Below are 11,958 nucleotides of genomic sequence, written 5' to 3'. Positions count from 1 at the left end.
TCGGCCGTGAGCAGCTCGAACCCCGTGAGTTTATCGTTCTTACCCGTAACATTCTCCGGCCAGAAACGCTGCCTTTTTTTTTTTTAGGGGGGAAGCCGGAAGCGGTGGGCGCCGGTTGTCGCGTGGTCTGGGAGATGTTTAAAAGGGAACACCACCCGTACGGTCCCCCCTACGGGAGAGGGATGCGGGGCGCGAAATCCGTTCGCGCCCCCGCCCCGCCAGCACTACAATCTCCGCTCTTGCCGCCTCCCACCTGCCCACGGGGAGAGCGCCGCCCGGTCGGCACCGGTCGGCAACCGCCGTCATCCGTCACGCAGCTCAGCTGGAGGCAGTTCCGTGTCCGCGCACGCCACCGAGACGACCGACCCGAACGACGCGAGCGACCCGAACGACGCGACCGACCCGACCGACCCGCTCGCCCGCGAACGGGCCCACCTCACCGCCTCCCGGGCCGCGCTCCGCGCGATGCGCGCCGACGTCGAGGCCCTCGACATCCGCGACGTCACGGCGAACTGGGTCAACGCGATCGTCCTGCAGGCGCAGATCGACGACCGGATCAAGGCCCTGGCGGACCTCGCCCACACCCCCCTGTTCTTCGGCCGCCTCGACTACCTGCACCCCGTGGGCGGGGAACTGGCCGAAGGAGCGGAGGGCGAGCGCTTCTACATCGGGCGCCGCCACGTGCACGACGCCGACGGCGACCCCATGGTCATCGACTGGCGCGCACCCGTCTCGCAGCCCTTCTACCGCGCCTCCCCGCAGGACCCGCAGGACGTCGCCACGCGCCGCCGCTTCGGCTACACCGGCGGCGAGCTCACCGCGTACGAGGACGAGCACCTGTCCGACCCCGGCGAGGCCGCCACCGTCAGCAAGCTGCTCCAGCAGGAGATCGAACGCCCCCGCGTGGGCCCCATGCGCGACATCGTCGCGACGATCCAGCCGGAGCAGGACGAGATCGTCCGCGCCGGCCTGGCCGGCTCGGTCTGCGTCCAGGGCGGCCCCGGCACCGGGAAGACCGCCGTGGGCCTGCACCGGGTCGCCTACCTGCTCTACGCGCACCGCGAGCGGCTGGCCCGTACCGGCACCCTGGTCATCGGGCCGAACCGTTCCTTCCTGCACTACATCGAGCAGGTCCTGCCGGCCCTGGGCGAGCTGGAGGTCCAGCAGGCCACCGTGGCCGACCTGGTCGCGGGCGGTCACGAGGTGCGCGGCGAGGACAGCGCGGCCACGGCCGTGGTCAAGGGCGACGCCCGGATGGCCGAGGTGCTGCGCCGCGCGGTCCGCTCCCACGTCACCCCGCCCACCGAGGCCCTGATGGTGGTCCGCGGCTCCCGCCGCTGGCGCATCCCGGCGTACGAGCTGACCGAGATCGTCGAGGAGCTGCTGGCCCGCGACATCCGCTACGGCGCCGCCCGAGAGGCCCTGCCGCAGCGGATCGCGCACGCCGTGCTGGTGCGGATGGAGCAGGCCGGCGAGGCCCCCGACGACCGGGTGCAGGACGCGGTGGCGCGCAACGCGGCCGTCAAGGCGGCGGTCAAGGAGATCTGGCCGGTGGTCGACCCGGCCAAGCTGGTGCTGCGCCTGCTGTCCGACGAGGCCTTCCTCGCCGAGCACGCCGAGGGGCTGCTCACCGCCGAGGAGCAGAAGCTGCTGCTGTGGACGAAGCCGGCCCGCAGCGTCCGTACGGCCAGGTGGTCGGCGGCGGACCTGGTGCTCATCGACGAGGCCGGTGACCTGGTGGAACGCACCCCGTCGCTGGGTCATGTGGTGGTCGACGAGGCGCAGGACCTGTCCCCGATGCAGTACCGGGCGGTCGGCCGCCGCTGCACCACCGGCTCGGCGACGGTGCTGGGCGACCTCGCCCAGGGCACCACCCCGTGGGCCACCCGCAGCTGGGACGAGGCGCTCGCGCACCTGGGCAAGCCGGAGGCGGTCGTGGAGGAGCTGACGGCCGGTTTCCGCGTGCCGCGCGAGGTCATCGCGTACGCCTCCCGGCTGCTGCCGGCGATCTCGCCCGGCCTGGCGGCGGTGGAGTCGGTGCGTGAGACGCCGGGCTCGCTCGTCGTCCGGGAGGTCGCCGACCCCGCGGAGCTGACGGACGCGGTGCTCGCCGCGTGCCGCGAGGCCCTGGTCCACGAGGGCTCGATCGGCCTGATCGCGGCCGACGCCCGCGTCCCCGCGCTGGCCGCCGCACTGACCGCGGCGGGCCTGCCGTTCCTCGCCCCGGGCGAGGAGACCACGGCCGAGTCCCGGCTGACGCTGGTCCCGGCGTCGTTGGCGAAGGGCCTGGAGTACGACTACGTCGTCCTGGACGAGCCGGCGGCCGTCGTCGACGGCGAACCGGACGCACGCACGGGCCTGCGCCGCCTCTACGTCTGCCTCACCCGAGCCGTCTCGGGCCTGACCCTCCTCCACTCCGCCCCCCTCCCCGAAGCCTTGGCCACGACCGGCGCGGCGACCTCGTGAACCACTACGGTGGATCCATGGCTGCCCTGCCCGAGTGGATGTGCCCCCCGCGCGAAGAAGGCTGGTTCGCGGAGGACCTGGACCACCTGCCCGAGGCTCCCCGGCACACCGAACTCATCGACGGAGCGCTCGTCTTCAGGATGTCGCCGCGGCGGTCGTGGCACGGCCGCCTGGTCACCGCTCTCACCACCGAACTCATGGAGCAGGCACCGAAGGGGGTGGAGGTCGAACGGGAGATGACGATCCGGCTGGACCACCGCAATCGCCCCGAGCCGGACCTGCTCGTCACCACCGCCCCGTACGACCCCGACCGCACCTGGTTCGCGCCGGACGAGGTCCGGCTGGTCGTCGAGGTGGTCTCCCCCGAGTCCGCCGACCGCGACCGCAGCGTCAAGCTCCGCAAGTACGCCGAGGCCGGGATCCCGCACTACTGGTGTGTCGAGGACGAGAACGGCGAGCCGGTCGTGCACGTCTACGAGCTGGACCGGCCGACCGGGGCGTACGTCGCGGCGGAGATCTTCCGGGGCGAGCTGAAGCGGCCGGTGCCCTTCCCGATCGAGCTGGACCTGACCGCCCTGACCCCGTAGGCACGGCCGCCTCCCGGGCCCGGAGAGCCCCGGCGGGGCCGGGGAGTCGCCGCGGCTATGCGTCCAGGGCGTTGCGCCACTGGGTCACCGCGGTGGTGGAGACCGGGTGGGTCCAGCCCCGGGGGCGGGCCGCGCCGCCGATGTGGAAGGCGTCGAGGCCGCCGGCGCGCAGGGTGGGGAGGTGGTCGAGGCGGAGGCCGCCGCCGACCAGGATGCGGGGCTCGTAGCCGGGTTCGCCCCGGCGTGCGGCCTCGGCCAGCAGGACCGGCAGGCCGGCGTCCACCCCGTCCGCCGAGCCGGCCGTCAGGTAGGTGTCCAGCCCCGGCCGGTCCGCCAGCGCCTTGCGCAGGCCCGCCCGGTCCGCGGCCCGGTCGATCGCGCGGTGGAAGGTCCAGCGGCAGCCCGCCAGCTCCGCGGCCAGGGCCTCCACGGCCGCCAGGTCGGGCGCGCCGTCCGCGGTGAGGAAGCCGAGCACGAACTCCTGCGCGCCCTCCGCCCGCAGCGCCCGCGCCTCGGCGGCCAGCGCCGCCACGTCGCCCGCCGCGAACCCGTCCGTGGCCCGCAGCATCACGCGCAGCGGGATGTCCACCGCGGCCCGCACCGCCGCGAAGACCGCGCGGGGCGGGGTGAGACCGTCGGCCGCCATGTCGGTGACCAGTTCGAGGCGGTCCGCCCCGCCGGCCTCGGCCGCGACCGCGTCCGCCGCGTCGAGGGCGATCACCTCCAGGAGCGCTCGGTTGCTCATCTGACCCCATCCTCCGGTTCCGGTTTGCTTCGCCTGCTCCGACCGACCCGACCCAGCCCAACAGGTCTAGTCCAATATCAGGGTACGGGTCCCACCGGTTCCGTCACCAGCACCATCGCGCCAACCGCAGAATGTGGGCATGGACGAGATGGACGAGACCGAGGACCTCCGCGCCCGCTGGCGCCGCACCGCGCTGGCCGCCGGCGCCCGCCGCGACCCCGCCCCTTACGCCGACCGGCTGCTCGCCGCCTGGGCGGAGCCGCAGCGGCGCTACCACACCACCGCCCACCTGGCCGCCGTACTCGCCCGTCTCGACACCCTCGTCGCGCACACCGACACGGCGGGCGTCGACGTCGAGGCCGTCCGGCTCGCCGCCTGGTTCCACGACGCCGTCTACCGGCCCGACCGCTCCGAGAACGAGGAGCGCAGCGCCGCCCTCGCCGAACGTGCCCTGCCCGAGCTCGGCGTCGACGCCGCCCGCACCGCCGAGGTGGCGCGCCTGGTCCGGCTCACCGTCACCCACGACCCGGCCCCCGGCGACACCGAGGGCGAGCTGCTGTGCGACGCCGACCTCGCCGTGCTGGCCGGGGATCCCCCGGCCTACGCGGCGTACGTGGCAGCCGTGCGCGAGGAGTACGGATTCGTGCCCGAGGACGCCTTCCGCGCCGGCCGCGCCGCCGTCCTGCGCCAGCTCCTCGCCCTGCCCCGGCTCTTCCGCACCCCCTACGCCGCCGCGCACTGGGAGGCCCCGGCCCGCCGCAACCTGGCCGCCGAGCTGGCCGACCTGACCTGACGGCCTGGCCCGACGCCCGCACGCCGCACCTGGCAGCCGGGAAGCCGAGCAGCCGAGCAGCCGAGCAGCCGAGCAGCCGAGCAGCCGAGCAAGCACGCCCGCCACACGCTCGTCATACAAGCGACACATGCGGGGGAATGCGGACACCCCGCCCGCTGTTGATCACGTACATGCCCGATACCGCCGAACGCTCCCGCATGCCCGTCGCCGTGTACGTCCTCGGCCTGTCCGTCTTCGCGCTCGGTACGAGCGAGTTCATGCTGTCCGGGCTGCTGCCGGCCATCGCGGACGATCTGGACGTCACCATCCCGCAGGCCGGCCTGCTCATCTCGGCCTTCGCCATCGGCATGGTCGTCGGCGCCCCGCTGCTGGCCGTCGCCACCCTGCGGCTGCCCCGCCGCACCACGCTGATCGCCCTGATCAGCCTGTTCGGGCTGGGCCAGATCGCGGGCGCGCTGGCCCCGACGTACGCCCTGCTGTTCGCCTCCCGCATCGTCTCCGCCCTGGCCTGCGCCGGGTTCTGGGCGGTCGGCGCGGCCGTCGCCGTCGCGATGGTCCCGGTCGGCGCCCGGGCCCGCGCCATGGCCGTCATGATCGGCGGCCTGTCCCTCGCCAACGTCCTCGGCGTCCCCGCCGGCGCCTTCCTCGGCGAGCAGCTCGGCTGGCGCTCGGCGTTCTGGGCGGTCGCCGCCGCCACCGCCGTCGCCCTGGCCGGCCTCCTCGCCCTGGTCCCCCGCATCCCGCTGCCCGAGCAGCGCCCCACCCTCGGCCGTGAGCTGCGCATCTACCGCGACCGGCAGGTCTGGCTGGCGGTCGCCGTGACCGCGCTCGCCGCCGGTGGCGTGTTCTGCGCCTTCAGCTACCTCTCGCCGCTGCTGACGGAGGTGGCCGGGCTGGAGGCGTCGTGGGTGCCGTGGATCCTCGGCCTGTTCGGGGTCGGCGCGCTGGTCGGCACCACCCTCGGCGGGCGGGTCGCCGACGCCCACCTCTTCGGGGTGATGCTGGGGGGCGTCACCGCCTCCACCGTGTTCCTGGTGCTGCTGGCCCTGCTCGCCCCGGTGGGGGTCGCCGCCGTGGCCCTGTCGTTCCTGATCGGCGTCTCGGCGTTCTTCACCGCGCCCGCGCTCAACGCCCGGATGTTCAACGTCGCCGGCGCCGCCCCGACCCTGGCCGGAGCCACCACCACGGCCGCCTTCAACCTGGGCAACACCGGCGGCCCCTGGCTCGGCGGTACGGTCATCGACGCGGGCGCCGGCTTCGCCGCCACCGCCTGGGCCGGCGCGGCCATGACGGTCACCGCCCTCGCCCTCGCCGCGCTCGCCCTGCGCCTGGACCGCCGTACGCCGGCCCGCCCGACCCGGGTGGTGAGCTCCTCCGCGTCCGCCCCTGCGCCTACGCCGTCCGACGGTGCTTCGGCACCCGCAGCCCGGCCTCGGTGAGCCGGCGGACCAGCTCCTTGCTGCCCACCTCCACCGCGCCCGCCGCCACCGCGGCGGCGTAGCGGTGGGCGGGCACGTCGTAGTGGTCCCGTTCGAAGGCGCGCGGCGGGCAGCCGATGCCCTCCGCGAAGGCGTGCAGCTCCTCGTACGAGACGTCGCTGACCAGGTGGGACCACATCCGGCCGTGGCCCGGCCAGGTGGGCGGGTCGATGTACACGGTCACTCGGTGAAGCCCCCGAGGACCGGGCCGAGCGAGCCGACGGCCGCCACCTTCACCCCCGCCTTGCCGCACACCCAGTGCGGATCCGGGCCGAGCTCCGGCTCGACGTCCAGGGCGTGCGGGTCGCCGTGGCTGCACACCGGGCACAGCGGCCAGCGGCCGTACTTCGTCAGCAGGGCGTCCTGCACGTCCTGCGCGACCAGTCCGGCCAGGTAGTCGGCCCCCTCCGGCCACTGCTCCACCCACCAGCGGCGGTGCGCGACCGAGTCCTCGACGAGAGAGACGACATCGGCCTCGGCGACCTCTCCCGCGACGAGATCGGCGAGTACGAGAGCACGGGCGGCGTGGAGCGCCTGTTCCAGGGGGGTCGCGTGGTCCATGGGGCCATTGTGGACCCGGGTCGGCAGCGGGGTGAAGGTCGCGGCGGCCTCGGGTGGCGCCTTGACCTGCCCCGGTACGGAAAATACGGTGCGGAGGACGAGCCGGTCAGGAGGCCCCCGGATGACCTCGTACGCCGCCCTCCGCGCGCAGTTGGACGCCCTGACCACCGAGGCCTTCCGCCCGGAACTGGCCGGGATCGACCAGCTCCCCACCCTCGACCTGGTCCGCCTGATGAACGCCGAGGACGCCACCGTCCCGGCCGCCGTCGCGGCCCGACTGCCCGCGATCGCGGCGGTGATCGACGCGCTCGCCGACCGGATGGCCCGCGGCGGACGGCTGGTCTACGCGGGCGCCGGCACCGCCGGACGGCTCGGCGTCCTGGACGCCAGCGAGTGTCCGCCCACCTTCAACACCGCCCCCGGCCAGGTCGTCGGCCTGATCGCGGGAGGGCCCGGCGCCCTGGTCACGGCCGTCGAGGGCGCCGAGGACCGGGCCGACCTGGCCGTCGCCGACCTCACCGCGCTCGCCCTCACCCCCGAGGACACCGTGGTCGGGATCTCCGCCTCCGGCCGCACCCCGTACGCCGTCGCCGCCGTCACCCACGCCCGGGCCCTGGGCGCGCTCACCGTCGGCCTGTCCTGCAACGCCGGCTCCGAGCTGGCCGCGGCGGCCGAGCACGGCATCGAGGTGGTCGTCGGCCCCGAGCTGCTCACGGGCTCCACCCGGCTGAAGGCCGGCGCCGCCCAGAAGCTCGTCCTGAACCTCCTGTCGACCGTCACGATGATCCGGCTCGGCAAGACGTACGGGAACCTGATGGTCGACGTACGGGCCACCAACGACAAGCTGCGCGCCCGGTCCCGGCGGATCGTGGCGCTGGCCACGGAGGCGCCCGACGAGGAGATCGAGGCCGCGCTCGACGCCACCGGCGGCGAGGTCAAGCACGCGATCCTCGTCCTGCTCGGCGGGGTGGACGCCGCCACCGCGGCCCGGCTGCTGGACGCGCACCAGGGCCGACTGCGACCGGCCCTGCGACAGGCCGCCACCGGCACCGGCACGGGCACCGGCACGTAGGCCCGCAGGACGCAGGACGCAGGACGCCGCACCGCACGCACCGCACGCACAGCGAGGCCTCCCCCATGGCAACTGCCCCCGACCAGCACCACGCCACCGCCGCCGCGCTCCTCCCCCTGGTCGGCGGCCCGGACAACGTCACCTCCGTCGCCCACTGCATGACCCGGCTCCGGCTCGGGCTGCGCGACCGGTCCCTCGTGCAGGACGCCGCGCTCCGGGCGGTGCCGGGGGTGCTGGGAGTGGTGGAGGACGACACCTACCAGGTGGTCCTGGGGCCGGGGGTGGTGGCCCGGGTGACGCCGGCGTTCGAGGCACTCGTGGCGGCGGGCCGCCGGGAGACGGGCGGCGTCACCGCCGAGGAACTCGCCGTACGCGGCGCCGCGCTGAAGGCCGCCCGGACGGAGCGCAACGCCACCCCCCTGAAGGAGCTGCTGCGCCGGGTCGCGAACGTCTTCGTCCCGCTGATCCCCGCCCTGATCGGCTGCGGCATCGTCGCCGGGCTGAACGGGGTGCTCACCAACCTCGGTCTGCTGCCCGCCCTGGTCCCGGCCCTGGCCGCGACGGCGTCCGGGTTCATGTCGCTGCTCGCGGTGTTCGTCGGGATCAACACGGCCAAGGAGTTCGGCGGCACCCCGGTCCTCGGCGGGGCGGCCGCGGCCGTGATCGTCTTCCCGGGCGTGGCGAAGATCAGCGCGTTCGGGCATCCGCTCGCCCCCGGCCAGGGCGGGGTGCTCGGCGCGCTCGCCGCCGCGCTGCTGGCGGTCCACGTCGAACGCTGGTGCCGGCGCCGGGTGCCCGAGGCGCTCGACGTGCTGCTGACCCCGACCCTGACCGTGCTGGTCGCGGGCCTGACGACGCTCTACGGCCTGATGTTCGTGGCCGGTGAGGTCTCCCGGGCCGTGGGCTCCTTCGCCACCTGGCTGCTGGCCTCGGGCGGCGCGCCGGCCGGGCTGGTGCTCGGCGGGCTGTTCCTGCCGCTGGTCATGCTGGGCCTGCACCAGGCCCTGATCCCGCTGCACACCACCTTGATCGAGCAGCAGGGACATACCGTGCTGCTGCCGATCCTGGCGATGGCGGGCGCCGGACAGGTCGGGGCGGCGCTGGCGGTCCGGGCCCGGCTGCCGCGCAACGGCTCGCTGCGCACCACCATCCGCTCGGCCCTCCCGGCGGGCCTGCTGGGCGTGGGCGAACCGCTGATCTACGGGGTCTCGCTCCCGCTCGGCCGCCCGTTCGTCACCGCCTGCGTGGGCGGGGCGGCCGGCGGGGCCTTCGTCGGGCTCTTCCACCAGCTCGGCGTCAGCTTCGGCGCCACCGCGATCGGGCCGTCCGGCTGGGCGCTGTTCCCGCTGCTGGACGGGTCCTCCGGCTGGCTGGCGAGCGTCACCGTCTACGCGTGCGGGCTGGGCACCGGCTATCTGGCGGGGTTCCTGGCCACGTACTTCTTCGGCTTCACCCCGGCGATGCTGGCGGCCCTGGACGCGCCCGCCGCCCCCGAGGGCGACGGCGGCGGCGACGTCAGGAGCGGGCTGCCCGCGCGGCCCCGATGAAGGCGCGGATCAGGTCCGGGGACTTCACGCCGCGGGTGTTCTCCACCCCGCTGGAGACGTCCACGCCCCAGGCACCGGTGACCGTCACGGCCTCGGCGACGGTGGCCGGGGTCAGGCCGCCCGCCAGGAGCCAGTGGCCCTCGGGGGCGGTGAACTCCGGCGCGCCCCAGTTCCAGGGCTTGCCCGAACCGGGGTCGGGGGCGTCCAGCAGGAGCAGGTCCTCGCCGTACTCGCCGCACCGCCGGACCTGCCCGGCGGTGGCCCGCAGCAGGGTCCGCCCCTCGGCGCGCAGGGCCTCGTAGTACTCCGGCCCCTCGTCCCCGTGCAGCTGCACCCCCCGTACGCCGCTCTCCTCGGCGAACCGGCGCACCTCGGCCACGCTCTGCCCCCGGAACACCCCGACGGTGAGCACGCCCTCCGGCACCCGCGCGGCCAGCTCCCGCGCGGTGGCGGCGTCGACGGTGCGGGGGCTCCCGGCGGCGAAGACGAACCCCACGGCATCGGCCCCGGCCGCCACGGACACGTCGACGTCCTCGGGGGTCTTCAGCCCGCAGATCTTCACGAAGAGCTCACTCATGCCCCCAGTCAACCAAAGCCACCCGATCGGCGTCGGCCCGTCCCAGGAACCGGGCACGCCCACCCGCGCGCCACTGGCTTCGACTTCGAGGTCGACACCACGGACTTCCAGGGTCCGGAGAACGCCCGAGGGCGGCACCCCCGTCGGGGGTGCCGCCCTCGGTACGAGAACAGCTGGTCGGCCGGGGCCGATCAGAAGTCCATGTCACCGCCCGGCATGCCGCCCGGAGCGGCCGCGGCCTTCTCCGGCTTGTCGGCGATGACGGCCTCGGTGGTCAGGAACAGGGCCGCGATGGAGGCGGCGTTCTGCAGGGCGGAGCGGGTGACCTTCGCCGGGTCGATGATGCCCTCGGCGATCATGTCGACGTACTCGCCGGAGGCGGCGTTCAGGCCGTGACCGACGGGCAGGTTGCGCACCTTCTCCACCACGACGCCGCCCTCGAGGCCGGCGTTCACGGAGATCTGGGTCAGCGGGGCGGCCAGCGCCTTGCGGACGATCTCGGCACCGGTGGCCTCGTCGCCCTCCAGCTCCAGCTTCTCGAAGACGCTGCCGGCCTGCAGCAGGGCCACGCCACCACCGGCGACGATGCCCTCCTCGACGGCGGCCTTCGCGTTGCGGACGGCGTCCTCGATGCGGTGCTTGCGCTCCTTGAGCTCGACCTCGGTGGCGGCACCGGCCTTGATGACGGCCACGCCGCCGGCCAGCTTCGCCAGGCGCTCCTGGAGCTTCTCGCGGTCGTAGTCCGAGTCGGAGTTCTCGATCTCGGCGCGGATCTGGTTGACGCGGCCCTGGACCTGGTCGCTGTCACCGGCACCGTCGACGATGGTCGTCTCGTCCTTGGTGATGACGACCTTGCGGGCGCGGCCGAGCAGGTCGAGACCGGCGTTCTCCAGCTTGAGGCCGACCTCCTCGGAGATGACCGTGCCACCGGTGAGGATGGCGATGTCGCCCAGCATGGCCTTGCGGCGGTCGCCGAAGCCCGGGGCCTTGACCGCGACGGAGCGGAAGGTGCCACGGATCTTGTTGACGACCAGGGTCGACAGGGCCTCGCCCTCGACGTCCTCGGCGATGATCAGCAGCGGCTTGCCGGACTGCATGACCTTCTCCAGCAGCGGGAGCAGGTCCTTCACCGAGGAGATCTTGGAGTTGACGATGAGGATGTAGGGGTCCTCGAGCGCCGCCTCCATGCGCTCCATGTCGGTCGCGAAGTACGCCGAGATGTAGCCCTTGTCGAAGCGCATGCCCTCGGTGAGCTCCAGCTCCAGACCGAAGGTCTGGGACTCCTCGACCGTGATGACGCCTTCCTTGCCGACCTTGTCCATGGCCTCGGCGATGAGCTCGCCGATCTGGGTGTCGGCGGCGGAGATGGAGGCGGTGGAGGCGATCTGCTCCTTGGTCTCGACCTCCTTGGCCTGGTCGAGCAGCGCGCCGGAGACGGCCTCGACGGCCTTCTCGATGCCGCGCTTCAGAGCCATCGGGTTGGCGCCGGCGGCCACGTTGCGCAGGCCCTCGCGGACGAGCGCCTGGGCGAGCACGGTCGCGGTGGTCGTACCGTCACCGGCGACGTCGTCCGTCTTCTTGGCGACTTCCTTGACCAGCTCGGCGCCGATCTTCTCGTACGGGTCCTCCAGCTCGATCTCCTTGGCGATGGACACACCATCGTTGGTGATCGTGGGGGCGCCCCACTTCTTCTCAAGGACAACGTTGCGACCCTTGGGGCCAAGGGTGACCTTGACGGCGTCGGCGAGCTGGTTCATGCCGCGCTCCAGGCCGCGCCGGGCCTCCTCGTCGAACGCGATGATCTTGGCCATGTGAAGTGGTCCTCCCGGACTGGGGTGGATTGCCTTCGGACCGCGTGGCGCCCGCGACGGACGGCCTGCCGGCCCGGCGGTTCCTTCCCACCGGGGCCTGCGGGCCTCACCGACCCGGTCCTCGTCTTTATCACTCTCACCTGGAGAGTGCTAACGCCAATGATTAGCACTCGGGCATGCCGAGTGCAAGCGGCTCGGGTGAACCGCACCCTCCGGCGCGACCGTGCTCGCCCAGGCGCTCGTCCGCGAGGGCCTGCGCAACGTGGCCGCCGGCGCCAACCCGATGGCTCTGAAGCGCGGCATCGAGAAGGCCGTCGAGGC

At 73.9% G+C, this 11,958-nt stretch carries 11 protein-coding genes; 6 read left to right on the top strand and 5 right to left on the bottom strand.

What is annotated here, in order from left to right:
* Positions 1 to 465: 465 nt before the first annotated feature.
* Together EF918_RS24620 and EF918_RS24615 are read left to right on the top strand one after the other, a co-directional pair.
* Entirely contained in the window at positions 466 to 2,466 is a 2,001-nt protein-coding gene (locus EF918_RS24620) for an AAA family ATPase (RefSeq protein WP_260610607.1), read from the top strand.
* Between the two features lie 17 nt (positions 2,467 to 2,483).
* Complete coding sequence (locus EF918_RS24615) at positions 2,484 to 3,053, top strand: Uma2 family endonuclease (RefSeq protein WP_125650573.1); 570 nt, start codon at positions 2,484 to 2,486, stop codon at positions 3,051 to 3,053.
* A gap of 55 nt (positions 3,054 to 3,108) precedes the next feature.
* Here EF918_RS24615 and EF918_RS24610 read toward each other — a convergent pair whose 3' ends face one another.
* Entirely contained in the window at positions 3,109 to 3,798 is a 690-nt protein-coding gene (locus EF918_RS24610; protein ID WP_125650572.1) for a copper homeostasis protein CutC, read from the bottom strand.
* 139 nt (positions 3,799 to 3,937) lie between these two features.
* On the opposite strand from EF918_RS24610, the gene EF918_RS24605 reads away from it, so the two are divergent.
* Positions 3,938 to 4,591 carry a hypothetical protein gene (locus tag EF918_RS24605; RefSeq protein WP_125650570.1) on the top strand — a complete coding sequence of 218 codons (654 nt, stop codon included), beginning with the start codon at positions 3,938 to 3,940 and terminating at the stop codon, positions 4,589 to 4,591.
* A gap of 197 nt (positions 4,592 to 4,788) precedes the next feature.
* Positions 4,789 to 6,030 (top strand): Cmx/CmrA family chloramphenicol efflux MFS transporter, encoded by a 1,242-nt coding sequence (locus EF918_RS24600; protein WP_185921901.1) that lies wholly within the window; start codon positions 4,789 to 4,791, stop codon positions 6,028 to 6,030.
* On the opposite strand, the gene EF918_RS24595 is transcribed toward EF918_RS24600, so the two are convergent.
* A complete protein-coding gene (locus EF918_RS24595) occupies positions 5,984 to 6,253 on the bottom strand; it encodes a DUF4031 domain-containing protein (RefSeq protein WP_125650566.1) in 270 nt (89 codons plus the stop codon). The genes EF918_RS24600 and EF918_RS24595 overlap by 47 nt on opposite strands.
* Positions 6,250 to 6,630 carry a hypothetical protein gene (locus EF918_RS24590; RefSeq protein ID WP_125650564.1) on the bottom strand — a complete coding sequence of 127 codons (381 nt, stop codon included), beginning with the start codon at positions 6,628 to 6,630 and terminating at the stop codon, positions 6,250 to 6,252. Before EF918_RS24590 ends, EF918_RS24595 begins: the two co-directional genes overlap by 4 nt.
* A gap of 121 nt (positions 6,631 to 6,751) precedes the next feature.
* On the opposite strand from EF918_RS24590, the gene murQ reads away from it, so the two are divergent.
* Together murQ and EF918_RS24580 are read left to right on the top strand one after the other, a co-directional pair.
* Positions 6,752 to 7,702: an N-acetylmuramic acid 6-phosphate etherase gene (gene murQ / locus EF918_RS24585; RefSeq protein WP_125650562.1), complete on the top strand. Its 951-nt coding sequence runs from the start codon at positions 6,752 to 6,754 to the stop codon at positions 7,700 to 7,702.
* 65 nt (positions 7,703 to 7,767) lie between these two features.
* A complete protein-coding gene (locus EF918_RS24580; RefSeq protein WP_125650560.1) occupies positions 7,768 to 9,249 on the top strand; it encodes a PTS transporter subunit EIIC in 1,482 nt (493 codons plus the stop codon).
* On the opposite strand, the gene EF918_RS24575 is transcribed toward EF918_RS24580, so the two are convergent.
* Complete coding sequence (locus EF918_RS24575; RefSeq protein WP_125650558.1) at positions 9,218 to 9,826, bottom strand: phosphoribosylanthranilate isomerase; 609 nt, start codon at positions 9,824 to 9,826, stop codon at positions 9,218 to 9,220. The genes EF918_RS24580 and EF918_RS24575 overlap by 32 nt on opposite strands.
* Positions 9,827 to 10,017: 191 nt before the next feature.
* The gene (gene groL / locus EF918_RS24570; protein ID WP_125650556.1) at positions 10,018 to 11,637 is read right to left on the bottom strand and encodes a chaperonin GroEL; all 1,620 of its coding nucleotides are present in this window, start codon (positions 11,635 to 11,637) and stop codon (positions 10,018 to 10,020) included.
* Between the last annotated feature and the right edge of the window lie 321 nt (positions 11,638 to 11,958).

The sequence above is a fragment of the Streptomyces sp. WAC06614 genome, from assembly GCF_003949795.1.
Lineage (GTDB): Bacteria > Actinomycetota > Actinomycetes > Streptomycetales > Streptomycetaceae > Streptomyces.
The sequence above is the reverse complement of the archived record's forward strand: the minus strand, read 5'-3'. Positions and strand labels throughout refer to the sequence as shown.